This is a genomic window from Streptomyces noursei ATCC 11455 (genome assembly GCF_001704275.1).
Taxonomy (GTDB): domain Bacteria; phylum Actinomycetota; class Actinomycetes; order Streptomycetales; family Streptomycetaceae; genus Streptomyces; species Streptomyces noursei.
In genome coordinates, this window is sequence record NZ_CP011533.1 from 738971 (window position 1) to 763782 (window position 24812).

A 24812-nucleotide genomic window follows, 5' to 3' on the forward strand; every position below is an offset into this window, starting at 1 on the left:
CGCCATGCGTCTACGCCGCGTCGCCACGACCGTCGTCCTCGGCGTGGCCCTGGTGTGTGTCGCCCCTGCTCCCAGTCCCGCCGTCGGGCGGGAAGTGGCGGGAGCGGCGGGGCCGGCGGCAGGGGCGACCGCCGGGCTCGGCTCGGCTGCCGCCCTCCGGACTGGGCAACCGTCGGGCTCCCGGCCCGGTGCGGCAGCCGCCTGGCCCGTGCCCACCGGCACCGTCACCGCGCCCGACGGCCGTACGCTCTTCGCCGACCGGCAGGGCCGGGTCCTGCGACTGCGCGGGCTCAACCTCGGCAAGACCGACACGGTGACCGAGGAGCACATCGCCCATCTGGCACGCGACGGTTTCGACCTGGTGCGGCTCAACATCCAGTGGGAGAAGGTCGAACCGCACCGAGGGCGCTACGACACCGGCTATCTGCGCTACCTCGACCACATCCTGGACTGGGCCGACCGCTACCGGGTGCTGGTCCTGATCGACTGGCATCAGGACGTCTACGGCCCGGCGTTCGGCCACAACGGCATCCCCGGCTGGGCCACCCGCACGGACGGCCTGCCCTTCGAGCCCAACCCCGACGACTGGTTCGCGGACTACTTCCAGCCCGCCGTTCAGGCCGCCTTCAGCCATCTGTACGACGACGCCGACCTGCGCGCCGCGCAGGGGGCCGCCTACGCCAAGGTCGCCGAGGTGCTGCGCGGACACCGTTCCCTGCTGGGCTACGACCTGTTCAACGAACCGTTCGGGCCGGTGCCCGGCGACCCGGCCGACCCCCAGGACCAGATCGACGCCTCCGCCGCCCTGGAGCGAGGCCGCTTGGCGGACATGTACCGGCGGCTTATCCACGCCGTCCGCTCCAGCGACCGCGATGCCTGGCTCTTCCTCGAACCCACCGTCCTGATCGGCCAGGGCGTTCCCACCAGCCTGCCCGCCTTCGACGACCCACGGCCCGGGGCGGACCGGCTCGGCTATGCCCCGCACTACTACGACACCGCCGTCGAATCGGGCGCCGACTGGGACCCGTCCTCCCGCTTCATCGAGCGCTACGAAGCCGCCGTAGCCGACTACCCCAGCACCAACCGGCTGCCGGTGCTGGTCGGCGAATGGGGTCCGCCGCAGGCCACCACCCCCGGCAACGCACAGCTGATGCAGCGTCAAGTGGCGTCCATGGACCGCTTCGCCGCGGGCTGGGCCCTGTGGTATGACTGCCGCGCCGACAACGGCGGCGGCTACTGCGCCTACGACCGCAGCGGCGGCCCCGCCCCCGGCAAGGAGCCGGCCTTCGCCCCGTACGCCCCTGCGGTGGCCGGCATCCCGGACTCCGAGAGCTACGCCCCCACCACCCGGACCTACACGCTCACCATGACCGCGGACCGCACCACTCGGCATGCCTGGACGGTGCTGTCGCTCCCCGCGACGGCCTTTCCCCGCGGTGCCCGGGTGTCCGTCACGGGCGGTGGCCCGGCGGTGGTGGTGGGCGCCGGCGGCCCCGGCCGGGCCGGACTGCTGCTGCCGACGGCACGGCCGGGGGCCGCGGTACGCGCGACGGTGACCGCCCGATAGGGCGCTGAGCGGAGGGTGCGCCGACGGCAGCGGCCCCGTCTCTTGGTGACGGCGTGGCCGCAGCGCGGCCCGCGCTCAGAGCTGTACCACGGCCTTTCCGGTGTTGCGGCCGTCCAGCAGGCCGAGGAAGGCGTCGACCGCGCCCGTGATGCCGTGTTCGACGGTCTCGCGGAAGGTGATCTGCCCTTCGGCCAGCCAGGAGGCCATCTGCCGGGCGAAGCGCGGGTGGAGGTCCCTGTGGTCGCCGACCTCGAAGCCGCGGAGGGTGAGCCGTTTCTTCACCAGTTCGATCATGTTGCGCGGCCCCGGAGGTGGCTCGCTGAGGTGGTATCCGGAGATGGCGCCGCACAGGGCAGCCCGACCGTCCAAGTTGAGGGCGTCGATGGCGGCCTCCAGGTGGTCGCCTCCCACGTTGTCGAAGTACACCTCGATGCCCTCCGGGGCGGCCTGTGCGAGTTGGGTGCGCACGTCGCCGGCCTTGTAGTCGAAGGCGGTGCTGAAGCCCAGTTCGGTGGTCAGGTACGCCACCTTCTCCTCGGATCCGGCGCTGCCGATGACCTCCTTCGCCCCGAGCAGCCGGGCCATCTGACCGGCCAGACTGCCCACCGCGCCGGCCGCACCGGAGATGAACACCCGGTCACCAGGCTCCAGTTGGGCAATCCTGGTGAGTCCGACGTAGGCACTGAGCCCGGTCATCCCCAAGACGCCGAGGAACGCGGAGTCGGGCACGCCGCGCACGCGTTCCAGGCGGGTGAGGCGTCGGGCCGGGGCGACCGCGGCGGTGCGCCAGCCGAGGTCGCTGAGCACCAGGTCGCCGGGGGCCAGGCCGGGCGCCCGCGAGGCGACGACCACGCCGACCGCTCCGCCCGTCATCGGCCGGTTCAACGGGTAGACGGGCACGCCGGGTTGCGCGGTGCCCATCAGTACCGCATGTAGGGGTCGACGGAGAGAAAGCTGTTGCGGACCAGCACCTCGCCCTCGTCCGGAGCCGGCAACTCCCGCTCGACGAGCCGGAAGTCCGCAGGCTCCGGGCGCCCCTCCGGTCGGCTGCTCAGCTGCCATTCCTGCGCGGTGTATGTCATACGGCGCCGCCCTCCGCGTGGTCGTTGTCCGCGATCACCCTCGACCTCGGGGCAGGTCGACCGCGGCCGTGCCGCGGTCGCGCAGCGCCGTACGCGCGGGTGATCAGGTCGTCGTGATCACCAGTTTGCCGGTGGTGCGGCCGGTTTCCCCGAGTGCGTGCGCGGCGGCCGCCTCGGCGAGCGGGAACGTCCCGGCGATGTGCGCCACCAGCTTGCCCGTGGCGGCGAGATCGGCGATCGCGGTCATGCCCGCATGGTCGGCCTCGACCAGGAGCGCCTCGACCCGTACCCCGCGCCGGGCCGCCTCGGCATGCAGCTCCTGCCCCCTGAACTTGATGGTGACCAACAGGCCGCCGAGGCGCAGGGTGGCCAGGGACCGGTTGCCGTATTCGCCGCCCATGGCGTCCAGTACGACGTCGACGTCGCGGACGGCTTCGGCGAAGTCCACCGTGCGGTAGTCGATCAGTTCGTCGGCACCGAGACCGCGCAGGAACGCGTGCTTGCCCTCGCTCGCGGTGCCGATGACGTGGGCGCCCCGGGACTTCGCGATCTGCACGGCCAGGTGGCCGACCCCGCCCGCGGCGGCATGGATCAGGACCCGTTGGCCGGGCTGGACGTTCGCGGTGTCCACGAGCGCCTGCCACGCGGTGAGCGCGGCCAGCGGGAGGGCGCCCGCCTGGACGTGGTCGATGCCGGCCGGCTTGCGGGCGAAGGCTCGCGTCGGCCCGACGACGTAGGTGGCGAAGGAGCCGTGGCCGTGCGGGTAGGGCAGCATGCCGAACACCTCGTCACCGGGCTTGAACAGGGTGACTCCGGGTCCGGTCGCCTCGACCACTCCGGAGACGTCCCAGCCCAGGACGAACGGGGGCTCGGGGAGGAACAGATGCCGATGGGAGCGGTGGAGCCAGTCGGTCGGGTTGATGCCGGCCGCGTGGACGCGGATGAGGAGCTGGCTCGGGCCCGGTTCCGGGCGGGGCAGCTCGACCTCCCGCAGGACTTCCGGTCCGCCCAGGACGTCCTGGCTGATCGCGCGCATGGTGGGTGCTGAGTTCATGATCCCAGGCTGCCGTCGCCCGCCCGCGAACGAAATGGCCTGATAGCCAATATCCGATAGGATCGTGCCATGCATCGTGTGGTGGTCCTGGCCCTGGACGGCGTCTACCCGTTCGAACTCGGCATCCCCAAGCGGATCTTCGGCAATGCCGGGGACCGCTACGAGGTGCTGACCTGCTCGGCGGACGGCGGTCCGGTGCGGACCTGCGCCGATTTCACGATCACGGTCGAGCACGGCCCACAGGCGTTGCGCACCGCGGACACCGTGGTGATCCCGCCCTGCGACCTCGCACTGAGCACCACGCCACTCCCCCCGCAGGTCGCCGACGCACTGGCGCTGATCCGGCCGGGCACCCGGATCGTGTCGATCTGCACCGGCGCGTTCGTGCTCGCCGCGGCCGGTCTGCTGGACGGCCGCCCGGCGACCACCCATTGGCAGTTGGCCGAGATCTTCCGCGAGCGGTTCCCCCGGGTGGCGCTCGATCCGGAAGTACTGTTCGTCGACGACGGGGACATCCTGACCTCGGCCGGGGCGGCCTCCGGAGTGGATGTGTGCCTGCACGTCGTGCGGGCGGACCACGGCAGCGAGGTGGCCAACCGGGTGGCCCGGAGCTGCGTGGTACCGCCTTGGCGCGATGGCGGTCAGGCGCAGTACATCGAACAGCCCGTGCCCGACGCCGCCACGACGGGCACGGCCCCGACCCGGCAGTGGGCACTGGAGAATCTGCATCTGCCCCTGACGTTGGCCGAGCTCGCCGAGCACGCCAGGATGAGTCGGCGCACCTTCGCCCGCAAGTTCAGCAACGAGGTGGGCATGAGCCCCGGCCGCTGGCTCATCGCCCAGCGGGTGGCGCGCGCCAGGCACCTGTTGGAGTCGAGCGATCTGTCCGTCGACCACATCGCGGGCCGGGTGGGCTTCGCGACGGGAACCTCCCTTCGCCAGCACTTCCATGCCGCCCTCGGCGTCGCCCCGCTGGCCTACCGACGGACGTTCCGGGTGACCGTGGACGGCAGGGCGGTCGCCTGACGCCTCGTCAGGTCGTCCGGTCCGCGCAGGCCGTTTCCTTCCCTCCGGCTCAGCCGTTGGTCCGGGTGCCATTCGTTACCTCTGCTCATGAAAGGCACATGATGCGCCTGTTCCACCCGATTACCATCGGTCTTGGCAGCATTGTCCTGGCCCTGGCCCTCCCCGCCGGTACGGCGCTCGCCGCTACCGGGAAGTTCGGATGGGTGGGGCCCAAGGGCCGGCCGTACTTCATCCAGAACCCGCCGAACAGCAAGTGCCTCACCATGAGCCAGGAGGCACGCGCCCCGCACAACTCGACGAAGCAGACCGTCGCCGTCTACAGCGGCAAGCACTGCGACGGGCGGGTGACGCGCCTCGCCCCGGGCAAGTCCGCGCCGTCCGGCACGCACTTCTCCAGCGTCGTCTTCAACCCGCGGTAGGGCATCGTCGCGAGGCGGTGCACCAGCGCCGAACGCACCGTCCAGATCGCCGGTCACGGCGTCGCCGTACGGCGAACCGGGCGGTGCGTTCGGCATTGTGCGACGGGCGTCCGGGCGGAACTCCCCGGCTCCGCCGCATGGTTGGTCACGGCGGCGCCGAGTGCCGCAGAGCCACCCCACGGCCACCCCGCATTCACCTCAGGGCAAAATCATGGGTTCATGAGACGTATCGCCCCCGCAGTCCTCGTCGCGTCCTGGACGTTGCTCGTCGGCTCCGTGCCGGCCCATGCCGCGCCCACCGCTGACGCACACACCCGTCTCCCCCACGACAACAACCCCGGCCGCAGCTACAGCTACAGCTACAGCACCAAGGTGTCGTACGAGCCCGGGCAGAATCCGCGGACCTATCAGCGCGCGCCCAGGGGCTTCGTGCCCGTGTTCACCGAGAACGTCTCCCGGCACGGTTCCCGGGCCGCCGGCGACAGCGACGACGGCGACCTCCTCCTCACGTTGTGGGACCGCGCTCGCGAGGAGGGCCAGCTCACGCGCCTCGGCAAGGACTTCGGGCCGGACGTGCGCGCCCTGCTCGCCGCCATGGGCAAGGTGGGATACGGCAATCTCAGCGGCCGCGGCAAGCAGGAACTCCACGACACGGCCGTGCGGATGGCGCAACGGCTGCCGCAACTGCTCGACACGATCGTCAAGAACGGCGAGTCGATCGATGTCGTCAGCTCCGGGCAAGGACGCGCCGTCGACAGCGGAAGCGTCTTCACCGACGCGCTCACCCAGGCCGATCCGGCACTGAAGCCGCTGGTCGGGCCCGCCCGTACGGACAAGGACCTGCTCTACTTCCACAAGTCGGCCGGCGGCGCCGCCTACCGGAAGTGGCTCGCCGACGACCAGCGCCTGGCGAGCACCCTCAAGGACCTCACCGACCGGCCCGCCACCCGCGCCGCCGCCCGCCGCGTACTGGAGAAGATCTTCAAGCCGGCCTTCGTGCAGCGCGTCGTGGACGGGGAGTTCCCCTCCGTCGGCGACGACGTCACCGCCGCGAAGGCCGTCTACAACCTCTACGGCATCGCCCCGGCGATGCGCGCGGAGAGCCCGAACGGCCGCGGCTGGCACCTGGACCGGTACCTCGCGCCACGCGACGCCGAGTGGTTCGGGTACCTGAACGACGCCGAGGAGTTCTACGAGAAGGGCCCCAGCTTCGCCGACAGCGACATCACCTACAAGATGGCCGATGTCCTACTCGACGACTTCTTCAAGCAGGTCGAGGCCAAGCGGGACGGCACCGGCAAACTGGGCGCCGAACTGCGCTTCACCCATGCCGAGGAAATCATCCCGCTCGCCGCGCTGATGGGCCTTCCCGGCAGCACCGTGCCTGCCGCGCCCCGGGAGCCCTACACCTACGCCGACAACCCCTGGCGCGGCGCGTCCGTGGCTCCCATGGCCACGAACATCCAGTGGGACGTGTTCCGCAAGGGCGGCACCTACCTCGTGCGCATGCTCTACAACGAGAAGGAGACCTCCTTCAAGGCGGGCTGCCGGCCCATCGCCAAGGACAGCTTCTTCTACGACGTGCAGGAGTTGGAGCGCTGCTTCGGCCGAACGGCCACCTGAACCGTCAGCTGACCGGACTGGGCAATCGTCGGGCGGTTCCGGGACGGAGCCGGAGCCGGCGGTCGGGAAAAGCGATTGACGCCGGTCGGCGTCCGGCGATCGGATGGCGCACCATGAGTACAGGGCAGAGACGTCCGGGCGAGCGGGCGGAGACACGTCCGGACGGGCATCCGGACAGGCAACCCGCCATGCATGCGGGCATGCACCCCGTCGACGAAGACCTCGTGCGGCGGCTGATTGACCGTCAGTTCCCGCGGTGGGCGGGGCTGTCGGTGGTGCGGATCCGGTCCGGCGGCACGGTCAATGCCATGTACCGGCTAGGCGACGACATGGTCGTGCGGCTGCCGTTCGTGGAGGGCGGGGCGAAGGACGTCGCCCTGGAGCAGGAGTGGCTGCCGCGGCTCGCGGCCGGGCTGCCCTGGGCCGTCCCCGAGGTGCTCGGGGCCGGGCGGCCCGCCGAGGGGTATCCGTGGCGGTGGTCGGTGTTGCGGTGGTTGGCGGGGGAGAATCCCCGGGCCGGGGCGTTGAGCGAGCCCGTGGGGTTGGCCGAGGATCTGGCCGGGTTCGTGGCGGCGATGCGGAGCCTCACCCTGCCCGGGGCTCCGGCCGCGCACCGCGGAGGGGCGATCGCCTCTCTGGACGCGGCGACCCGGAAGGCGATCGACGCGCTGCGCGGGCTCCCGCAGGAGGCGATCGACTGCGATGCCGTGGCCGCCGTGTGGGAGGACGCGCTGCGAGCCCCGGAGTGGGCGGGGCCACCGGTGTGGCTGCATGCCGATCTGATGCCGGGCAATCTGCTGGTGGACGGTGGCAGGCTGACCTCGGTGATCGACTTCGGGTGCCTGGGGGTGGGCGATCCGGCCTGCGACCTGTTCCCGGCCTGGAATCTGCTGCCCGCCCACGCCCGTGAGGTCTTCCGCGCGAGGCTCGCCGTGGACGACGCGACCTGGCGGCGCGGCCGGGCCCGGACGCTCTCCCAGGCCCTGATCGCGCTGCCCTACTACCGCGACACGAACCCGGCGATGGCGCACAACGCCAGGCACGTGATCCGCGAAGTGCTGGCCGAGAGCTGAGACTCACCCGCGCCACACCCGGTGACGGTCGCCGGTGGCCGCCACGCCCCCACCGGCGACCGCCCCGGCTACGTGCCGAAAGGGCCGTCGGCGGTGAAGGCGAACGCGGCGAAGCGTTCGCCGATCCGGCGGTGGGTCGCGGCGTCGGGGTGGAGTTCGTCGGGCAGGGGCAGTTCGGCGGAGTCGGCCTGGCCGTAGAGGTCGCGTCCGTCGAGGTAGTGCAGGTGGGGATCGTCGGCTGCTCGCTGTTCGACGATGCGCCGCAGTTCGTCCCGGATGACGCCGAGGGTCAGCTTCCCGCTCGCGCGCTCCGCCGGATCGCCCGCGGCACGGAACCTCAGCTGTCCGGCGCCGAGGGCGGTGAGATCCGGAGCGCTGGGGCCGGGGGTGTCTTCGTGGATGGGGCACAGGATGGGCGAGACGACCAGCAGCGGTGTGGTGGGGTGGCCCTCGCGGATGGTGTCCAGGAAGCCGTGGACGGCGGGGGTGAAGGCACGCAGCCGCATCAGGTCGGCGTTGACCAGATTGATGCCGATCTTGATGCTGATGAGATCGGCCCGGGTGTCGCGCAGGGCGCGAGCGGTGAACGGGTCGAGCAGGGCACTGCCGCCCAGGCCCAGGTTGGTCAGTTCCACGCCGCCGAGCGAGGCGGCGAGTGCGGGCCAGGTGGTGCTGGGGCCGGCCGCGTCGGAGCCGTGGCTGATCGAACTGCCGTGGTGCAGCCACACCTTGCGGCCCTGGTCCGGCGCGGGCTCGACAGGGGCGTCGGTGCGCAGGGCGATGAGTTCGGTGGTCTCGTTGTGCGGCAGCCAGATCTCGACGGTCTTGGCGCCGTCGGGCAGGTCGGTGAAGCGGAGGGTGCCTGGCGACCCGGGCCCGTGTTGGGCGGTCCCGGTGGCCATGTCGATGGTCAGGGTGTTGCCGCCGGTCACGCTGGCCTGGTTGGTCAGGCGGCCGTCGACGAGCAGGTCGTAGCGGCCGTCCGGGCGGGGCGGTACGCCGACGTAGACCCGCTTGGTGGGCAGTGTGTCCAGCTCGACGGCGGTTGCCCGGGTACGGAACACCAGTCGCACGCCGGAGGGTTGGGACTCCGCCATGGCGAGTTGCCCGTCGGCGCACTGGGCGCGGGCCCGGGCCGGCAGTCGGTGCGGCAGCAGCCCGTGCTCGGTGCGCTCCAGGTCGAGGGCGCCGCGCAGGATGTCGGCGGTGATGGGTGTGGTGATCCAGTCGTGCATGGTGTTCCTCGCCTCAGTGGGTCGATCGAGGTCGCGGTTTCGGGGTGGTCGGGGTGGCGGCGGCGCGATGCTGCGCGGCCGGCCGGGCCGGGACCGTGGAGTTCAGGGCGTGGGCCAGTTCCGCAGGAGCGCGTCGAGGGCGTCCACGATGCGTGACCAGGACTCCTGTGAGTCGGGGGCGCTGTGGCTGAACCCTCCCCCCATCTCCAGGCTGACGTAGCCGTGGAAGACGCTGCCCAGCAGCCGCACCGCATGGGTCTGGTCGGGCTCCGCAAGGTCGTAACCGCGCAGGATCGCCCGCGTCATCTGGGCGTGCCGGACGCCGGCGCTGGCGGCCGCCGTCTCCGGGTCGAGCCGGAACCGGGCCGCGGTGTACCGGCCGGGGTGCTCCCGGGCGTAGTCGCGGTAGACGTTGGCGAAGGCGGCCAGGGCGTCCTTGCCGGCGCGACCGGCCAGGGCTTCGGCGGCCCGGTCGGCGAGTTCCTCCAGGGCCAGCAGCGCGATCCGGGTCTTGAGGTCCTGGGAGTTCTTCAGGTGCGAGTACAGACTCGCGACCTTGACGTCGAACTGCCTGGCCAACGCCGAGACGGTCACCTGCTCGAAGCCGACCTCGTCGGCCAGCTCCGCGCCCGCCCGGGTCAGGCGCTCGGCGGTCAGCCCTACCCGCGCTGCCATGTCCGGCCCTTCCTTTCGCTTGCCCCTTCACTTGCCTGAAGAGATTATGCACATGCCTAATACCTTTAGGCAAGTGTGGGAGTACATCAAGGCAGGGCGCCCTCCTTCCCGCCCCGTCCTGGCGGTGCCGGGGCGGCGTCAGCAATCTGACGTAGTGGGCCGGGGCGGATGAGCCCACAGGATGACGGCGGACGCGACCACGGTCTGACGATCAACGCCAACTCCCGCCACTACGTTGGGTCGTTAAGAAGAGATCGATCCCTCACACGAGAGATACAGGAGCGGTATGACCAACAGAGTGGCGCGTGCGGCAGGCACCGCGGGACGGCGGCGGAAGGCCAAGCACGACCGTCGTACACGTGCGGGGGTGGCGTTCGGCGCGGCCGTGGTGGGTGTGACCGCGGCACTGGGCACAGCCGGCCCGGCACAGGCCATGTCAGGTGGCACACAGCTGCCGCAGAAGGGGGCGGCGCCGTGGCTGGCCACCTTGGTGGTCAAGGGCGACGGCCCGTTGCTGCAGCGCGCCTCGTGCGGCGGGGCACTCATCGCCCCGGACCGGGTGCTCACGGCCGCCCACTGCCTCGACGGCGCGGACTTCCGCAAGGCGGAGATGCACATCGGGTCCTCGGTGCTCTCGAAGGACCCGGGCATCGTGCGGGACATCCGTGCGGTCACCCTGCACCCGAAGTACAAGCTGCTGCCCTCCCCCGCCGACCCCCAGGCACCCGAGCTGTCCTCGGCCGCCTACGACCTCGCCGAGATCCGCCTCAGCTCCCCCGTGCCCGGTGTCCGGCCGCTTCCCGTCGCCCGGCACCGGCCGGCCCCCGGCACCCCCGTGTCGCTGTTCAGCCACGGCACGACGGCCGCACCGGACCCGGCCCACCCGGATCGCGATGTCCGCGGCGATGTGCTGCGCCGCGGCGACCTCACCGTCCGCGCCCATGCGCAGTGTGCGGCCCAGACGCCCGCCGTCGTGGACGACGCCTCGGTGTTCTGCGCCCGCGACGTGCCCAGCGGCCGGACCACCATGTGCTTCGGCGACAGTGGCAGCCCCCTGGTCATCTGGGGGCGACGCGGCCCGGAGTTGGCCGGTGTGTTCAGCTTCGCCGGTGAGACCGCGGGCAAGGTGTGCGGGCAGCCGGCCGACGCCGGTTTCGCCGACGTTCCCGCGCTCCTGGGCGCGCTGACGTAACGAGGACCGGAAACACGCGGTGGGGGCTGCGGCATCGAGCCGCAGCCCCCGTCGACGGTCCGCGGGAGGACGTTGCGTCAGACCGACGTCGTGCGCCGGTCGATGACGGTGCGGAGTTTGCCGCTGGTGGCGGTGCGCTCGAAGGCGTGCCCCGCGACGATCTCGGCGGTGCAGGTCAGCAGGGCCTCCGGGCCGACCGCCGAACCGAGCTCGGGAAGGTGGGCGAGGAACGCCGCGCGAGCGGTGTCCGGGTCCGGTGCGTAGGCGCTGTCGAGGCGGACGGTGAGGTGCTCCCGGTCGGCCGTGCTGGTCAGGAGGAGTTGCAACTCGCCGCGGTAGTCGAGGTGTTCCTCGGCGATCCGAGTGAAGCGGCGGTAGTTGAAGTGGTAGGTGCCCATGCGGAACACATCGCCGTACCGTCCGAGGAGCTCGATGCGCGGCGTGTGGCTGCCGCAGGGACACACCCCGTCGACGGCCCGGCCCAGGTCCCCGATCTCGTAGCGCTCCAGGTGCTGTCCGGCCCTGGTGCGGGTGGTGAAGACCAGCCTCCCCGGTTGCCCCGCGGGAACCGGGCGGTCCTCCTTCGGGTCGAGGATCTCCAGGGTGTGCAGGTCGGTGAGGACGTGGTGCACCGTGCCGTGGGCGTGGGCGCACTGGTAGCCCAGCGGGCCCAGGTCGGTGCTTCCGTAGGCGGCGGAGCGGATCACCTCCACGCCGAAGTTCTCGGTGAGGATGCGGCGTTGCTCGGTGGTGAAGTGCTCGCCGCCGTAGAACACCTTGCGGATGCCGCCGTAGGAGCGCAGGCGATCGGCTTGGCTGTGGAGCAGCTGCCACAGGAAGGACGGCATCCCGAAGAGGGTGTCCACGCGGTAGGCGACCAGGGCCTTCGCTATCGCCTCGTGGTCGGGGCCGGCGGCCATGGGGATCTGGGTGGCGCCCAGGCGTTCGAGGATGGAGAAGAAGCTGATGAAGCTGCCGTACATCTCTCCGCTGTAGAAGAGGTTGGCGGCGCGGTCGTGGGCCGGGTCGAAGCCCGCGGCGAGCAGGCCGTGTGCCGCGGCGCGCATCTGGGTGTCGTAGTCGTCGCAGGTGAAGACGGACAGGGCCGGGGTGCCGGTGGTTCCTCCGCTGCGGAAGTACAGCTGGGCGTTGTGGGGCGCGAGGGAGCGCAGCTGGTCCTGGGCGGCCGCCTTGTCCATCAGCGGTCCGGTGGGCGGGACGGGCGACGCGGCGGGGGCGATCAGGTCGTCCAGGCACGGGACGGTGGCGAAGGCGGCTTCGGGGGCCTGCACGCTGACCCGGCGGCTGTAGCGCTGGAGGGCGTAGACGCCGTCGTGCGGCTCGCCGGCGTAGCTGTCGAGCATGGCGCCGACCGGGGTGATCCGCAGGACGCCCGCGGTGAGAAGGCTGCGGGAGAGCTCGGCGAGGTCGGCGCGGCTGCCGGCCACCGAGGCGGTCTGGAGGTAGCGGCGCATCGGTCGCAGGGTCGCGACGATCTCGCGTCGGGGCAGGGGTTTGATCCAGACGGTGCGGTGGAGGGGGGACGCGGTGAGGGCCGGACGGGTGTCGGCGAACACCCGCCAGCTTCCGTCGTCCGCCGCGACGACCTTGGTCAGGCCGAGGTGCTGCTCGGCCCGGGTGACCAGCTCGGTGGTGGTGATCTCGGCCTGCTCCGCGGCGTCCGCCAGGTCGGCCGCGCCGCGCCTCGGGACGGGGAACTTCGCGGACACCTCGGCCAGCACGGCGGCGAACTGCTCGGCGAAGGCGAAGAGTTCGTCGCGGGCGGCGAGGGTCGGAGTGCCGCCTTCGGCGTCGGTCGCGGCGCCCGTGCCGGTACCGGTGCCGATACAGGTGCCGGTGTCCGTGTCGGTGTCGGTGGCGAGGTCGAGGTAGACGACCTGGGGGCTGGAGCACGCCTGCTGCTCCATGCGGCAGACGTCGGTGGCGAGCGCGACGAGGGCGTCCCGGTCCGTCCGGGCCTCTCGGGTCAGATAGGCGAACGAGATCTTGTGGCCCCATTCGACCAGCCGGCACCCCGGCGGGATCAGGGCGGCGACACCCTGCACGGCGTCCTCACCGCCCCATACGGCCACGGCGTCGGCCGGCGCGCACATCGACCGCATCAGGTCCTGGCGGCTGGAGGGGAAGCACAGCGCGACGATCCGGCGGCCGACCGCCCCGGTGGGGTCGGCGGCGGCGAGTTCGGCGAGCAGGTGCTGGGCGAGCGCGGTGTCGCTGCTGCTGGTCTTGAGCACGTTGACGTTGCCCGCGAGGAGTCCCTCGACGACGCTCAGGGGGGCGACCGCCGCGGCGTTGCCGGGGGCGATGTGGACGAGCAGGCCCACCGGGGCCCATGCCTCGTAGGTCGTCTCGCGCGCGTCGGGCCGGGTGAGGCGTTCCGGGCGCGGTCCGCCGAGTTCGCGCCGGAGCTTGCGTTCCAGGGCCGGGCGGGCGAGGGCGTCGGCGAACTCGGCGAGGAGGGCGGCGGCCTCCTCGCGGTCGGTGGCCGGGCGGGCGTCCGCGGGCCCGTCCGCGGCGCCGGTCAGCTGCTCCATCAGGCGGGCGTGGACGTCGCCGTGCGGCTGGCGCAGGGCGCGGCTGAGGGTGTCGCAGGCGACCAGGACCGTTTCGGTGGAGAGCGGCTCCGCCAGGGCGCGTTCGACGCGGGCCGGCAGTTCCGCCAGCCGGTCGGCCACCTCGGCGTCGCCGATGAACTCACCCTGCCAGAAGTGGAGTTGCTGGGTCATGACATTCCCTTCAGGAGTTCCGCGGCGGCCACCGCGCAGCTGCGGTTGCGGCTCACCCCGGCGCGGCCGTGGATGGTGAACCACGGTGTGCTCAGGTCGCAGGGGCAGTCCTCCCCGGCGTGCAGCGAGGCCAGGTCGCCCATGACGACGCTGTGCGCCGGGACCGAGGTGATGTACGGGGAGACCAGGTGGAGGTAGCCGGGGTGGCCGTACGGCAGCGGTTGCAGGGTGCGGGTGTCACGTATGGCGGCACGGGACCAGACCGGGACGTGCAGCCGGTGGTGGGTGCACTCGACGTACGGCACGCAGTGCTCGACGGAGCCGTAGGTGTCCCGGATGCGCTCCGGGGGGATGCCGAGTTGCCGGGTCACCTCGTCGTAGAAGTCCGCCTTGGCGATCTGCCGGTCGGCGTGGCCCTTCCATCCGCCGCCGAGGACCACCAGGGAGCCCGGCGGGAGTTCGAGCGGCGGGATGCCGGCGGCGCGCATGCGTTCCAGGGTGAAGTGCAGGAAGGCGGGGAAGCCCAGGATGCGGACCGGGCGGTCGTCCTCGGCGTAGCGGCGCAGGGCGTCGATGCAGCCGTGCACGTCGAAGGCGTGGCCGCTTCCGGTGTGCCGCAGGGCGTGGGTGGTGTGGTGTGCGGGCGCGAAGTCGCACAGGTAGTTGTCGGTGAAGGAGGTGCCCAGGCGGAGTTGCGGGGCGGGCTCGTAGCTGTAGAGCAGGTAGTTGACGGGCTGGTCGGGGGTGATCCATCCGTAGTGGTCGAAGATGCGGGCGACCATGCGCTGCGCGGAGCGGATGGTCCACCGGTCGTAGAACATCTGCGACTTCTGCCCGGTGGTGCCGGAGGAGGTCAGGTGCAGGAAGACCTCGTCGCGGGGGATGGAGAGGACCTCGTGCCGTTTGAAGAAGTTGGCGTGCAGAAGCGGGGTGCGGGTGTGCGCGCCGACGGTGGGGGCCGGGGTCTCCGGGGCGTCGTCGAGGAGGGCGCGGAAGAGCGGGGAGCGCTGCGCGTGCCAGGCGTTGGACTCGGCCATCGCGGCCTCGAACAGGGCGTCGGCCTCGGGTCCGGAGGTGTAGGGCGACGGGATGTCGCAGAGGCGTTGGACGTGGGTGAGGGCCGCCGGGTCGGGGACCTCGACGGGGGCGAGATGCGGGTTCATCGGACAACCTCGTGCGGGGGCAGGTAGATCGACGCCCAGGCGGTCAGGTACGCGCTCAGGTAGGGCTGGACCAGCGGGCTGACGGCCGTGGTCCGGAAGTCGATCTGACGGTTGGTGCGGGAGAGGACGACGTAGTCGTGGAAGCGGTCGCCGACCCGGCGCATGGCCGGGTAGCCGGCGCTGGGGACGAAGCCGGAGGAGAGGAAGGCGTGCAGCGCCGCGGTGTCGGAGAGCGGCACCAGTGTCTCGACGTAGTCGGCGCCGGCCCGGGTGAGCGCGGCCATGAGCGAGTCGAGGGCCCGGTTGGCGGCCGACGGGTACGGGTGCACCGCGACCAGGGCGCAGCTGGCGGCCGCCGGGTCGAGGGCCGCGTAGATCTCGAACTCCCCGTCCGGCGACGTCAGCAGCGTGTTCGGGGTGCGCAGCGGGGAGTATGCGCCCGCAGGGTCGGGGAAGAGGTCGCGGAAGCGCCGGCGGACGAAGCCGGGGGCGGTGATCACCTCGATGGGGGTGCGGGTGGTGACCGGGGCGGTCGCGGGGGCCGTCAGCAGCGTGCCGGGGGGCGTCGCGGTCGCCGTGACGGCGCCGCTCCCGCCCGGTGGCGGCAGCAGCGGCTCCTGGTCCGGGAAGGGCAGGGCGAGGGCCCCCGGGTAGCGGATGCCGGTGGCCTCCTCGGCGGCGCCCAGGAGGGGCATCAGCGCCTGGGGGACGTCGGTCACCGGCTCGCGGCGTTCGAGGACGCCCTCGGCGTAGCAGGCGAACAGGGCCAGGGTCTCGCAGCCGGACACGTCGGCGGCGTTGGGCAGCAGGCCCAGCGGTCGGTATCCGTTGCGGGCGACGACGCGTTGGGGTGCCTGGGTGACCATCCGGACGGTGGTGTGGATGGAGTCCAGGGCGCCGGTGGCGAAGGCGTCGGCGGTGACCGCGCCGGTCAGCCGGCCGGCCAGCCCGCCTTGTCGGTGGTGCGGGTGGACCGCGAGGCCGACGAGCTTGCCGACGCGGTTGCCCGGGTCGGTCTGCACGACGACGGAACCGGCGAGTTCACCGGTGTCGGTGCGGCGTGCGGTGAGCCAGTGGCTGTGCGGATCGGTGATCAACCGGCGCATCTCGGTCGGGTCGCTGCCCAGGGCGACCGGATAGCCGTGGCCGTACACCTCGAAGTACAACTGCCGTAGTTCGGCGATGTCCTGGGGGGTGGCCGGGCGGATGAGGGCGGTCATCGGGCCTCTTCCAGTGGCAGGGTGCCGGCGGGCGAGGCGGCGGGGGCGTCGGCGCCGGAGGCGACCGGGGCGGTGCCGCCGGCCGGGTCCCGGGGCGCGTCGGCGCGTCGTCCGGTCCACCACAGCGCCACGGCGAGCGGGACCAGGCCGACGGCCTGGAGGACGCACAGGGTGCGCGGCGACAGATGGTCGCCGAGCGCGCCGAAGAGCAGCGAGGACAGCGGGAAGGTCGCGCCGAGCAGTGCCTGCATCATGGCGAAGAAGCCGGGCTTGTCCGCTGCCGGGACCAGTCGTTGGAACAACGCGACGAACCGCACCCCGATGGCTCCGACGCACCAGCCGGCGACGATCAGTGCCCCGACGATCGCGGCCCGGTCGGCGAGCAGGCCCGGCGTCGCGAGGGCCGCGGCCATCAGTCCCAGGCAGGCCCCGCCCACGGCCGTGGGCGATCCCGGCAGCCGGGCGCCGGTGAACGACCCGAGCAGGGTGCCGATGCCCAGTGCCGCTTCCAGGGCGGCCACCGTCGAGCCCTGGGCGTGCAGCACCGCCCGTGTGTACAGGGGCATGACGACGTAGAGGGCGGTGGTGAAGAGGTTCACCGCGGCGAAGCAGAGCAGCACCCGCCGGATGAAGGGGTGGTCCTTGAGGATCCGACGCAGCGTCCGCCGGGGTGCCGGGTCCGCCGACGTGGTGGCGGGCTCCGGTGCCGCGGCGCTCCGGGGGAAGCGGGTGAGGAACACCAGCGCGGCGGCGACGAGGTACGCGCCGGCGCAGCCGGAGACGATGCCGGTCAGGTCCCAGGCGTCCACGACGAGCGGTCCGAGGAGTCCGCCGGCCAGGCCGGCCAGGGACTGCGTGGCGAGTTCGAACCCGGTCGCGGCCTCGATGTCCGCGTCGTCGACGAGTTCGGGGACGGAGGTGGTCAGGCAGGGGTCGAAGAGTGCCTGGCAGCCCGCCAGCAACAGGGCGGCTCCGTAGGCCACGACGGTGGGCGGCGGGGCGAGGTACGTCCATCCGGCGGTGGCGGCGGCGACCAGGCCCGCCAGCGCGGAGCTGGCTCCCAGCACCGTGCGGTGCGGACAGCGGGCGATGACGGTGGCCACCAGCGGGGCGAGCGCCACCGCGGGCAGGGTGCTCACCGCGAGGAACGCGCCCGAGGCGAGGCCGCGGTCGCCGTCGGCCGCGATGGCGTGGCCGACCAGCCACCACACCACACCCACCTGGAACATCCGGCCGGCGGCCTGGGTGAGGACCTGGGCGGCCCAGACGGCGCCGAAGGCCCGGTTGCGCAGGACGACGGGGAGTCGGCGCGCGGCCGGGGTCGAGGTCGGGGTCATGAGTGCGGCCGTTCGTCGATGACCCGCAGCAGCTTGCCGGTACGGGCGTTGACGGACAGCTCGCCGTGGCGGACCCACTCGACGGCGATCGGGTGGATGCGTCCGGCGTCGGCTTCCGCTGCGTACATCGGCCGCGCCGCGAGGATCTCCTTGGCGATGGCGGCGGCGAGGTGTCGGAGCCCGGTCGGGTCCGCTTCGCCGACGGGGCTCACCTCGGTGGGCACATGGCAGCCGGGGACCGGTTCTCCGTCCACGGCCAGCCGCAGGACCAGCCCGTCCCGACCGTCCCAGCGGCGCACCACGAGCTGCATGCCGATCACCCGACCGGTGGGGTCGGCGGCACGCACCAGCTCGTGCACGTCCTGGGTGTAGAGGGAAACCGCGCCGATGCGCACGCCTTCTTCGGCCCGGCCGAGGATGCGGAAGTGCCCGGCGGCGACGTCGGTCCACTCCGCCCGGTCGCCGACGGGGTACCGGATGATCGGCATCAGCCGCCGGCGCAGGTCCGTGACGACGATGCGGCCGGCGACGCCTTCGCGGGTCAGGGGCTCACCGGTGTTCTCGTCGAGGATCTCGACGACGGTGTACGGCGTGAACGCCCGGTGGACGCGGGGGTCGGCCCCCGGTACGGCCTGTCCGAGGAGCCCGGAGTCGACGCCGGCGTAGCCGATGGAGCGGGCCTGTGCCTGCGGGAACGCCTTGCGCAGCAGCGGAAGTTGGTCCTCGTACAGTCCCTCGCCGCCGAAGAACAGGATCCGTACGGCGGGGAGTTGTCGCCCTTCGCGCACGAGATGGTCCGCGAGGCCGCAGAGCGTGGTCGTGGTGCCGGCGACGACGTCGACGTCGAATTCCTCCAGCGTGTGCACGGTGGACGCCAGTGGCGCGCCGCCGCCGATCGGCAGCCGGACGTTGGCGACGGGGGCCCGGTGGAGGGAATCCAGGATGAAGGTGAAGCTGGCGTAGAGCTCGCCGGCGTAGAAGAGGTCGGCGACCCTGTGACCAGGGCGGAGTCCGGCCTCGACCAGTCCACTGCCGAACGCGGAGGTGAATTCCCGCCATTCTTCACGGGTATAGACGGAGAACTTCGGGGCGCCGGTCGTGCCGCCGCTCTTGAAAACCACCGCCTCGTCGATCGGTCCGGTCAAAAGGCGGTTCCGGCGTGGGGTGTTGGCTTGCCAGAATGCGTCGTGCGGGACCACCGGTATGGCGGTCAGCTCGTCCACGTGGTCCGGAAGATCCGCGTAGAGATCCCGGTAGAAGGGCGAGTTGCGACGCACGAAGCGTATGAGATCCGTTAATTGTTGAACGGGCATTGCTTTCCTGTTTTTCGCATTCAGAAGAACCGGTACCGCGGGGTGTGCGGCACCAGTTCCGGGCAGGGGGCAGCGGCAGAGGCTTCGGGGTAACCCGATCAGGGCTGTCCCTGCGAAAACTCTCTGCACTGAGCGCTTCGACCGATGATGCTATGTCATGAGCGCTGCAACGGCTGACAATCGAAGCTCTCGCAAACGGATTTTTTGCCAATCACAATCGCCCTGGACGCCCCGCACACCGAACCGGTTCCTTTGCTTCTGGTGACGTAGCTCACCACCCGCCATTTCGATGCGGAACGCATCCCGATCACCAAGTCCTTCTGGTAATTCTCGGGTTGTGCCGGTGGTAGCCGGCGGATCGCGGCGGGCGTTCAGCGGTGCGGATGCCGACAGTGCCGTCTCCGCCGCAATCCGCGGGAAAGGCCGAAAGGCGCTCAATCCCGCAGGGCGAGTCCGCGCGCGTGCAGCGCCTCGGTCAGAATGCGCACCGCCTTCGGACCGACCCCGTGCAGCGCCAGGAGTTCGGGCTCGGTGTGCCGGGCGGCGCACCCCGCCGGATCAGGCGGGCACCGCTCGGGTACGCCGCCAGGGCGGCCTTGGCCTCGTCCGCCGGGAGTTGGAGCTGCAGCCGACCGTCCTTCGTCACCGAGGTGAGGTCGGCCACGGCTCCGGCGGCGCCCGGACGGTGCGTCCCGGGCCGCGCCGACTACCCTCGCGGCATGACGACGCACAGGACCGCCCGCGTGAGCATCGACGCGATGCTCGACGACCTCAGGACGCTCGTCGAGGTCGAGTCCCCCTCGCGCGATGTCGACGCCTTAACGGCATCGGCCAAGGCCGTCGCCGGCGTGATCGAGAGCCGCCTGGGCGGGCGGGCCGACCTCGTCGAGAGCGCGGCCGGGCCGCATGTGCGCTGGTCGGGCGGCGGCGATCCCCGGGTGTTGATCCTCGGCCACCACGACACGGTCTTTCCGCTCGGCACGCTGGCGCGACGCCCGTTCAGGGTCGACGGCGGCCGGGCGACCGGCCCCGGGGTCTTCGACATGTTGGGCGGTCTGGTGCAGGCCCTGCACGGCCTGGCCTCGCTCGACGACCTGTCCGGCGTCGAGATCCTGGTGACCGCCGACGAGGAGGTCGGCTCCCACTCCTCACGGGCCCTCATCGAAGAACGCGCCCGGGCGTGCGGAGCCGTGCTGGTCTTCGAGGGCGCGGCCGAGGGCGGGGCCGTGAAGACCGGCCGCAAGGGATGCGGCACGTTCCAGGTCGCCATCAGGGGCCGGGCCTCGCACGCCGGGCTGGAGCCCGAGGCGGGGGTCAACGCCCTGGTCGAAGCGGCCCACCAGGTCCTGCGGATCGCGGCACTGGGCCGTCCCGAGATCGGTACGACGGTCACCCCGACCGTCGCCTCCGCGGGCACCCTGGACAACGTCGTCCCCGCCGAGGCGACCGTCGTCGTCGACGTCCGGGTCGAGTCGGCCGACGAGAAGGAGCGGGTCGAATCCGCCTTCGCGGCGCTGACCCCGCACCTCGACGGGGCGGAGATCGCGGTTCGCGGAGCCGTCGGCCGCCCCCCGATGCCCGAGTCGGCATCGGCCGAACTCCTCGCTGTGGCCCAGCAGTTGCTTCCCGGCCTCGAAGGCACCGCGGTCGGCGGCGGGAGCGACGGCAACTTCACGGCCGCCCTGGGCGTGCCCACCCTCGACGGCCTGGGGGCGGTCGGGGGCGGTGCCCACGCCGACCACGAGTACCTGGTCGTCGACGCCATGGCCGAGCGGGCGCACCTGGTGGCCGGGCTGGTGAACTCGATCCGCCGCAGGTAGGTCCCGTCCCCCCTCCGCCGGCCACGGCGTCCCCTCGGGCGCGGTGGCCGGCGGACGGCCGTTCCGGTCCGGGTCAGATGTCGCCCTGCACGAGCGCGTGCAGATGCTCGTCGTGCCATCCGTCCGCGTGCAACAGGGCGCTGCGCATGGTGCCTTCGAGGGAGTACCCGGCCTTGGTCGCGACCCGGCAGGACGCCTGGTTGGCCACCGAGTGGCACAGGCGCAGCCGGTGCAGCCCCAGGTCTTCCAGTGCCCACCGGCTCACGCGTCGGGTGGCCTCCACCATGACACCGCCGCCGCGGGCCGCGGGCAGGATCCAGTAGAGGATCTCGGCGCTGCCGCCCGTCAGGTCGATGTCGCCCCAGCCGATCAGCCCCATGACCTCGCCGCCCGGTCGGGCGAGGGCCCAGATGGCGCTCTGCTCGGCCCGCCAGCGGTCGTGCATGCGCTCGATCCGTTGGCGGGCCTCTTCCTGCGTGTCCACCAGCAGGCGGTTCCACTGCCGGATCGCCGGATCCCGGCCGGCGGCCGCCAGGGCGTCGGCGTCCGAACGGTGCCAGGGACGCAGCTGCCAACCGTTCGGCAGATCGAGCACCGGCTGAGCGGTCGCGGCCATCCGCCCTGCGGGGACGACCGCCGGTATGGCGCCCGGCGAGGTGGCCGGCGGGCCGGTCGGTGCGGGTGTGCTGGAGGTCATCGCGGCATCGTGCCACAACGTCGCTCGGCACGACGCCTGTTGCCCGGCAGCGGCTCCGCTCCGGCGTCGGACGTCGTCGGCGACAGGCCCCACTGGACAGCGTCTGGCCGGTCGGCTAAATTTTTGGCCATGCGGTCAGAAATTGATCCAAGTGGCCAGCCCGGCAACGGGGAAAGCACACCGACGGAGCCGGAACGCTCGCTCATCGAGAAGGTGCGACGGGCCCAGATCATCGAGGCGGCCATCGACGTCATCGCGGTACGGGGGTTCGCGAAGGCGTCGATGGCACAGATCGCCGAGCGGGCCGGCGTCAGCAAGGGCGTGATCTCGTATCACTTCGCCGGCAAGAACGAGTTGATCGAGCGGACCGTCGAGCAGATCTACGACGGTCTCGGCGCCTTCGTCGCGTCCCGCCTCGCCGGAGAGGGCGAGACCCGCACCGCCGCGTGGCTGCGCATCTACATCGGGTCGCTCGCGGAGCACATGGCCGACCACCGGACCCAACTCATCGCCCTCGGCGAGATCTTCACGCAGTTCCGCACCGAGAACGGTGAGCTCCGCTACGGCATCGCCTCCAGCGAGTCGCTCTTCGCCCACCTGGAAGAGGTCTTCCGGGCGGGCCAACAGCGCGGGGAACTGCGCGCGTTCGACGCCCGGGTGATGGCCGTCAGCCTCCAGGCCGCGATCGACGACATGTTCGCGTACTGGAGCGTCCACCCCGACCACGACCTCGCGGCGCACGCCCGCGAACTCACCGACCTGTTCTGGCACGCCACCAGGGCCGAGGGTCGGGCCGATTCCTGAACCACACCGAACGGGGGAGAGTTCCATGGCACATGACCTCGGGCGCACGGTGGCGCCCGCCGACACCGCGGGCCCCGCGCGCCCGCGCCTGTACTACATCGACAATCTACGCATCGCCCTGACGGCCCTGGTGGTGCTGCACCACATCGCCGTCACCTACGGCAACATCCCGGTCTGGTACTACACCGAGCCCGCCAAGGACGGGACCGGGCTGATCCTGGACGCCTTCGTCGTGCTCAACCAGGCGTTCTTCATGGGCTTCTTCTTCATGATCGCCGGGTACTTCACACCGGCGTCCTTCGACCGCAAGGGCGCGGGCCCCTTCCTCCGGGACCGCCTCAAGCGCCTCGGCATCCCGCTGCTCGCCTTCCTGCTCCTGATACGTCCCCTGACGGGCCTCGACGGGTACTTCCAGCTCAAGACGTCCCTCGCCGAGCACGGTGCGTCCCTCCCCTACTGGTTCTACTACCTGGTGAGTTGGGACCCGGGCCCGCTGTGGTTCGCGGAAGTACTGCTGGTGTTCGCCGTGCTCTACGCCCTCGTCCGGCGTCGGGCCGCGCGCCGCGCCCAGGTCACGGCCGACGCGGCGGCGCCCGGCCGGCCGGCGCCGAGGCCGCTGCGACCGCGCGCCATCGTGCTCTTCACCGTGGCCCTCGCCCTGGCCACCTACGGATGGCGCATCCTCGTACCGGCCGGTGTCTACGTCCCGGTCCTCGGGCTGCCCACCCCCAGCTATCTCATGCAGTACGCGAGCTTCTTCGTGGTGGGCGTCCTCGCGCACCGCCGCGGCTGGCCGCAGAGCCTCTCCCGCCGTGCGGGACGGGTGGGCTTCGCCGTCGCGACCGTCGCCACCCTCGCCTACCTCCCGGTCATCGTCACGGCGAAGACCGGGGCGACCGACGGACACGGCACATGGCAGTCGCTGGCCGCGGCCGCCTGGGAGTCGACGTTCGCGATCGGCATGGTCCTGGGCCTGACCGTGCTCTTCCGCGAACGCCTCAACCGCCAGGGGCGGAAGGCCGCGTTCCTCTCCCGCCACGCCTTCGGGGTCTACGTCCTCCATGCGCTGGTGCTGGTCGGACTGGGGCATGCCTTCAGCTGGCTGCACGCGCCGGCCGTCGCCAAGTTCGCCATCGTCGCCGTGGTCGCGCTCCCGCTGTGCTGGGCCGTGGCCTATCTGGTCCGCCGGCTACCGCGGGCCGACCGGGTGCTCTAGGACGACGTCGACGAGCCTGCCGGGGACCCGTTCCCGGCAGGCTCGTCGCGGCTGCGGCGCCCACCGCACCCCTGCCGACCCGACTCGTTCCGCTCCGCGTCCCGCCGCGACGACGCACCGCCAGCCATGCCGCTCCCGCCCCCGCGCAGGCGAGCGCGGTCACGGCGAGCACCGGGCCGCCGTAGGTCACCGCGCGCCGCAGCATCGGCGCGGCCGCGTACCCGGTGCCGGCCTCGGCGCCGGCCCACAGCGGGGCGGCCAGGGCGCTGTACGGGGCGATGCGGCGATAGGGCAGGCGGGTCGCGCCGGCCAGGTGCGGCATCAGGGTGCGGAGCACGGGAACGAAGCGGCCCAGGAAGACGGCCTGCCCGCCGCGGCGGTCCATCAGCGCCCGGGCGCGCCGCCACGCGGCGGCGGGCACGCGGCGTCCGACGCGTCCGACGCGTAGCCGGTCGGTCAGCAGGCGCCCGGTGCGATGGGCGAGGAAGTCGCCCGCCAGCACGGCGCAGGCGGCGGTCGCGATGACGAGGGGCAGGTGCAGATACCCGGTGCGGGCCAGCGCGCCGGCGCTGAGCAGCAGCGTGAGGGTGGGCACGAACGCGCCGATGAGCAGCACCGATTCGGTCAGCACGGCGGCGGCCAGCACGGCATAGGCGGCGGTCGCGCTGGGCAGGTGGCCCACCGCGTCGAGCGACGGGGTCATCGGCGGGCTCCGGTCGCGGCGGGCCGCGGCACCGGGAGGGCGGGGAGGGGGCGTCGGAGTTGCCAGACCCTCGCCGGGGGCAGGTTGACCCAGATCGTGCGGCAGTCCGTGGCGTAGCGGCGCTGGTAGGCGTCCATGACCTCGTCGACGGCTCGGTGCCGACGGGCCTGGGACGATGCGGCCAGGAGGGCGCGGGCCTTGCGGGTGCCGCGGTAGGCGAAGTAGGTGAGGGTGCCGCCGGGGCGGAGCAGCTCCAGATACCGGTTCATGATCGTCTCCACCTGATCGGGAGCGAAGTTGGTCAGGGGCAGGCCGGAGACGATGACGTCGTAGCGCCGGGTGACGTCCAGGCGCTCGACGCCGGTGTGGTGGACGTGGACCCGTGCGGGTGCGTCGGCGGGTTGGGGAGCGGTGGCGACGAGGTGCCTCAGGCGGGCGGCGAAGCGGGGGTTGGCCTCGACGACGTCCAGGCGACTGCCCGCCGGCAGACGGGCGATCACGGCGCGGGTGACCGCTCCGGTACCGGCCCCCGCCTCCAGGACGGTCAGTGGTTGCGGCGCCCGGGCGCGCACCGGGGCGGTCAGCGCGCGGGCCAGGGCCCTGCCGCTGGGGGCCACGGCGCCGGTGGTGCGCATGTCGCGGACGGCTTCGAGCAGGAACACCCCGCTCTCGGCGAAGCGTCGGGCCGGAAGCCGGTCGGGCGAGCGGTCCGGCGAGCCGCCGGGCGAAGGGACACGGGCGGAGGAGGAGATCCGGGATTCCATGACGGCGACGCTAGGGAGCCCCCGCGGCCGACGGACCCGCCGTTGTGCGACGGCGGCATCGACGAAAGTAGGGGGTCGCGAC

At 72.2% G+C, this 24812-nt stretch carries 20 protein-coding genes and 2 pseudogenes; 9 read left to right on the top strand and 13 right to left on the bottom strand.

Going from position 1 to position 24812, the window contains the following annotated elements; genetic code table 11:
* The first annotated feature begins 4 nt into the window (after positions 1-4).
* Complete coding sequence (locus SNOUR_RS03210) at positions 5-1567, top strand: cellulase family glycosylhydrolase (RefSeq protein ID WP_067343662.1); 1563 nt, start codon at positions 5-7, stop codon at positions 1565-1567.
* A 75-nt stretch (positions 1568-1642) separates the two neighbouring features.
* Here the strand turns inward: SNOUR_RS03210 and SNOUR_RS03215 are convergent.
* Both SNOUR_RS03215 and SNOUR_RS03220 read right to left on the bottom strand, forming a co-directional pair.
* Positions 1643-2649 (bottom strand): annotated as a pseudogene (locus tag SNOUR_RS03215) (NADP-dependent oxidoreductase).
* 103 nt (positions 2650-2752) lie between these two features.
* Positions 2753-3703, bottom strand: a complete 951-nt coding sequence (locus SNOUR_RS03220) for an NADP-dependent oxidoreductase (protein WP_067343665.1) — start codon at positions 3701-3703, stop codon at positions 2753-2755.
* A gap of 69 nt (positions 3704-3772) precedes the next feature.
* Between SNOUR_RS03220 and SNOUR_RS03225 the strand changes: the two genes are divergently transcribed.
* The 4 genes from SNOUR_RS03225 to SNOUR_RS03240 all read left to right on the top strand — a co-directional run bounded on the left by SNOUR_RS03225 (position 3773) and on the right by SNOUR_RS03240 (position 7844).
* Positions 3773-4729, top strand: coding sequence for a GlxA family transcriptional regulator (locus SNOUR_RS03225; protein ID WP_067343667.1), 957 nt, complete (start codon positions 3773-3775; stop codon positions 4727-4729).
* A 98-nt stretch (positions 4730-4827) separates the two neighbouring features.
* Positions 4828-5148 carry a hypothetical protein gene (locus SNOUR_RS03230; RefSeq protein ID WP_067343669.1) on the top strand — a complete coding sequence of 107 codons (321 nt, stop codon included), beginning with the start codon at positions 4828-4830 and terminating at the stop codon, positions 5146-5148.
* A gap of 219 nt (positions 5149-5367) precedes the next feature.
* Positions 5368-6771, top strand: a complete 1404-nt coding sequence (locus SNOUR_RS03235) for a histidine-type phosphatase (RefSeq protein WP_067343671.1) — start codon at positions 5368-5370, stop codon at positions 6769-6771.
* A gap of 188 nt (positions 6772-6959) precedes the next feature.
* A complete protein-coding gene (locus SNOUR_RS03240; protein WP_067343672.1) occupies positions 6960-7844 on the top strand; it encodes an aminoglycoside phosphotransferase family protein in 885 nt (294 codons plus the stop codon).
* A gap of 68 nt (positions 7845-7912) precedes the next feature.
* Here SNOUR_RS03240 and SNOUR_RS03245 read toward each other — a convergent pair whose 3' ends face one another.
* On the bottom strand, positions 7913-9079 hold the full coding sequence (locus SNOUR_RS03245; protein ID WP_067343673.1) for a GDSL-type esterase/lipase family protein: 1167 nt from the start codon (positions 9077-9079) through the stop codon (positions 7913-7915).
* Positions 9080-9181: 102 nt separating this feature from the next.
* Positions 9182-9754, bottom strand: coding sequence for a TetR/AcrR family transcriptional regulator (locus SNOUR_RS03250; RefSeq protein WP_067343675.1), 573 nt, complete (start codon positions 9752-9754; stop codon positions 9182-9184).
* 286 nt (positions 9755-10040) lie between these two features.
* Between SNOUR_RS03250 and SNOUR_RS03255 the strand changes: the two genes are divergently transcribed.
* Positions 10041-10946 (top strand): S1 family peptidase, encoded by a 906-nt coding sequence (locus SNOUR_RS03255; protein WP_167739034.1) that lies wholly within the window; start codon positions 10041-10043, stop codon positions 10944-10946.
* A 77-nt stretch (positions 10947-11023) separates the two neighbouring features.
* On the opposite strand, the gene SNOUR_RS03260 is transcribed toward SNOUR_RS03255, so the two are convergent.
* From SNOUR_RS03260 to SNOUR_RS45980, 6 genes are all read right to left on the bottom strand, one after another.
* Complete coding sequence (locus SNOUR_RS03260) at positions 11024-13693, bottom strand: acyl-CoA reductase (RefSeq protein WP_067343679.1); 2670 nt, start codon at positions 13691-13693, stop codon at positions 11024-11026.
* On the bottom strand, positions 13690-14856 hold the full coding sequence (locus SNOUR_RS03265) for a LuxE/PaaK family acyltransferase (RefSeq protein ID WP_067343680.1): 1167 nt from the start codon (positions 14854-14856) through the stop codon (positions 13690-13692). The genes SNOUR_RS03260 and SNOUR_RS03265 overlap by 4 nt, the downstream gene beginning before the upstream one ends.
* Positions 14853-16076 carry a GNAT family N-acetyltransferase gene (locus SNOUR_RS03270; protein ID WP_067343682.1) on the bottom strand — a complete coding sequence of 408 codons (1224 nt, stop codon included), beginning with the start codon at positions 16074-16076 and terminating at the stop codon, positions 14853-14855. The genes SNOUR_RS03265 and SNOUR_RS03270 overlap by 4 nt, the downstream gene beginning before the upstream one ends.
* On the bottom strand, positions 16073-17413 hold the full coding sequence (locus tag SNOUR_RS03275) for an MFS transporter (RefSeq protein ID WP_067343684.1): 1341 nt from the start codon (positions 17411-17413) through the stop codon (positions 16073-16075). The genes SNOUR_RS03270 and SNOUR_RS03275 overlap by 4 nt, the downstream gene beginning before the upstream one ends.
* Positions 17410-18726 carry a phenylacetate--CoA ligase family protein gene (locus SNOUR_RS03280; RefSeq protein WP_067343686.1) on the bottom strand — a complete coding sequence of 439 codons (1317 nt, stop codon included), beginning with the start codon at positions 18724-18726 and terminating at the stop codon, positions 17410-17412. The genes SNOUR_RS03275 and SNOUR_RS03280 overlap by 4 nt, the downstream gene beginning before the upstream one ends.
* Before the next feature lie 475 nt (positions 18727-19201).
* Positions 19202-19390 (bottom strand): hypothetical protein, encoded by a 189-nt coding sequence (locus SNOUR_RS45980; protein WP_067343687.1) that lies wholly within the window; start codon positions 19388-19390, stop codon positions 19202-19204.
* Between the two features lie 55 nt (positions 19391-19445).
* On the opposite strand from SNOUR_RS45980, the gene SNOUR_RS03290 reads away from it, so the two are divergent.
* On the top strand, positions 19446-20546 hold the full coding sequence (locus SNOUR_RS03290) for a M20 family metallopeptidase (protein ID WP_067343689.1): 1101 nt from the start codon (positions 19446-19448) through the stop codon (positions 20544-20546).
* A gap of 73 nt (positions 20547-20619) precedes the next feature.
* On the opposite strand, the gene SNOUR_RS03295 is transcribed toward SNOUR_RS03290, so the two are convergent.
* Positions 20620-21243, bottom strand: coding sequence for a GNAT family N-acetyltransferase (locus SNOUR_RS03295; RefSeq protein ID WP_067343690.1), 624 nt, complete (start codon positions 21241-21243; stop codon positions 20620-20622).
* 129 nt (positions 21244-21372) lie between these two features.
* Here SNOUR_RS03295 and SNOUR_RS03300 point away from each other — a divergent pair, with 129 nt between their 5' ends.
* Both SNOUR_RS03300 and SNOUR_RS03305 read left to right on the top strand, forming a co-directional pair.
* Positions 21373-22047 (top strand): TetR/AcrR family transcriptional regulator, encoded by a 675-nt coding sequence (locus tag SNOUR_RS03300; RefSeq protein ID WP_067343692.1) that lies wholly within the window; start codon positions 21373-21375, stop codon positions 22045-22047.
* 25 nt (positions 22048-22072) lie between these two features.
* A complete protein-coding gene (locus SNOUR_RS03305) occupies positions 22073-23263 on the top strand; it encodes an acyltransferase family protein (RefSeq protein WP_067343694.1) in 1191 nt (396 codons plus the stop codon).
* Between the two features lie 229 nt (positions 23264-23492).
* Here the strand turns inward: SNOUR_RS03305 and SNOUR_RS47925 are convergent.
* Positions 23493-23966, bottom strand: a pseudogene (locus SNOUR_RS47925) (DedA family protein); the annotation flags it as partial.
* On the bottom strand, positions 23963-24730 hold the full coding sequence (locus SNOUR_RS03310; RefSeq protein ID WP_067343695.1) for a class I SAM-dependent methyltransferase: 768 nt from the start codon (positions 24728-24730) through the stop codon (positions 23963-23965). The gene SNOUR_RS03310 and the pseudogene SNOUR_RS47925, both read right to left, overlap by 4 nt.
* Between the last annotated feature and the right edge of the window lie 82 nt (positions 24731-24812).

What these genes read in the sequence shown, in the direction of transcription:
- SNOUR_RS03210 (WP_067343662.1), top strand. Translation starts at nt 5, where the DNA reads ATGCGTCTACGCCGCGTCGCCACGACCGTCGTCCTCGGCGTGGCCCTG.
- SNOUR_RS03220 (WP_067343665.1), bottom strand. Translation starts at nt 3,703, where the DNA reads ATGAACTCAGCACCCACCATGCGCGCGATCAGCCAGGACGTCCTGGGC.
- SNOUR_RS03225 (WP_067343667.1), top strand. Translation starts at nt 3,773, where the DNA reads ATGCATCGTGTGGTGGTCCTGGCCCTGGACGGCGTCTACCCGTTCGAA.
- SNOUR_RS03230 (WP_067343669.1), top strand. Translation starts at nt 4,828, where the DNA reads ATGATGCGCCTGTTCCACCCGATTACCATCGGTCTTGGCAGCATTGTC.
- SNOUR_RS03235 (WP_067343671.1), top strand. Translation starts at nt 5,368, where the DNA reads ATGAGACGTATCGCCCCCGCAGTCCTCGTCGCGTCCTGGACGTTGCTC.
- SNOUR_RS03240 (WP_067343672.1), top strand. Translation starts at nt 6,960, where the DNA reads ATGCATGCGGGCATGCACCCCGTCGACGAAGACCTCGTGCGGCGGCTG.
- SNOUR_RS03245 (WP_067343673.1), bottom strand. Translation starts at nt 9,079, where the DNA reads ATGCACGACTGGATCACCACACCCATCACCGCCGACATCCTGCGCGGC.
- SNOUR_RS03250 (WP_067343675.1), bottom strand. Translation starts at nt 9,754, where the DNA reads ATGGCAGCGCGGGTAGGGCTGACCGCCGAGCGCCTGACCCGGGCGGGC.
- SNOUR_RS03255 (WP_167739034.1), top strand. Translation starts at nt 10,041, where the DNA reads ATGACCAACAGAGTGGCGCGTGCGGCAGGCACCGCGGGACGGCGGCGG.
- SNOUR_RS03260 (WP_067343679.1), bottom strand. Translation starts at nt 13,693, where the DNA reads ATGACCCAGCAACTCCACTTCTGGCAGGGTGAGTTCATCGGCGACGCC.
- SNOUR_RS03265 (WP_067343680.1), bottom strand. Translation starts at nt 14,856, where the DNA reads ATGAACCCGCATCTCGCCCCCGTCGAGGTCCCCGACCCGGCGGCCCTC.
- SNOUR_RS03270 (WP_067343682.1), bottom strand. Translation starts at nt 16,076, where the DNA reads ATGACCGCCCTCATCCGCCCGGCCACCCCCCAGGACATCGCCGAACTA.
- SNOUR_RS03275 (WP_067343684.1), bottom strand. Translation starts at nt 17,413, where the DNA reads ATGACCCCGACCTCGACCCCGGCCGCGCGCCGACTCCCCGTCGTCCTG.
- SNOUR_RS03280 (WP_067343686.1), bottom strand. Translation starts at nt 18,726, where the DNA reads ATGCCCGTTCAACAATTAACGGATCTCATACGCTTCGTGCGTCGCAAC.
- SNOUR_RS03290 (WP_067343689.1), top strand. Translation starts at nt 19,446, where the DNA reads ATGACGACGCACAGGACCGCCCGCGTGAGCATCGACGCGATGCTCGAC.
- SNOUR_RS03295 (WP_067343690.1), bottom strand. Translation starts at nt 21,243, where the DNA reads ATGACCTCCAGCACACCCGCACCGACCGGCCCGCCGGCCACCTCGCCG.
- SNOUR_RS03300 (WP_067343692.1), top strand. Translation starts at nt 21,373, where the DNA reads ATGCGGTCAGAAATTGATCCAAGTGGCCAGCCCGGCAACGGGGAAAGC.
- SNOUR_RS03305 (WP_067343694.1), top strand. Translation starts at nt 22,073, where the DNA reads ATGGCACATGACCTCGGGCGCACGGTGGCGCCCGCCGACACCGCGGGC.
- SNOUR_RS03310 (WP_067343695.1), bottom strand. Translation starts at nt 24,730, where the DNA reads ATGGAATCCCGGATCTCCTCCTCCGCCCGTGTCCCTTCGCCCGGCGGC.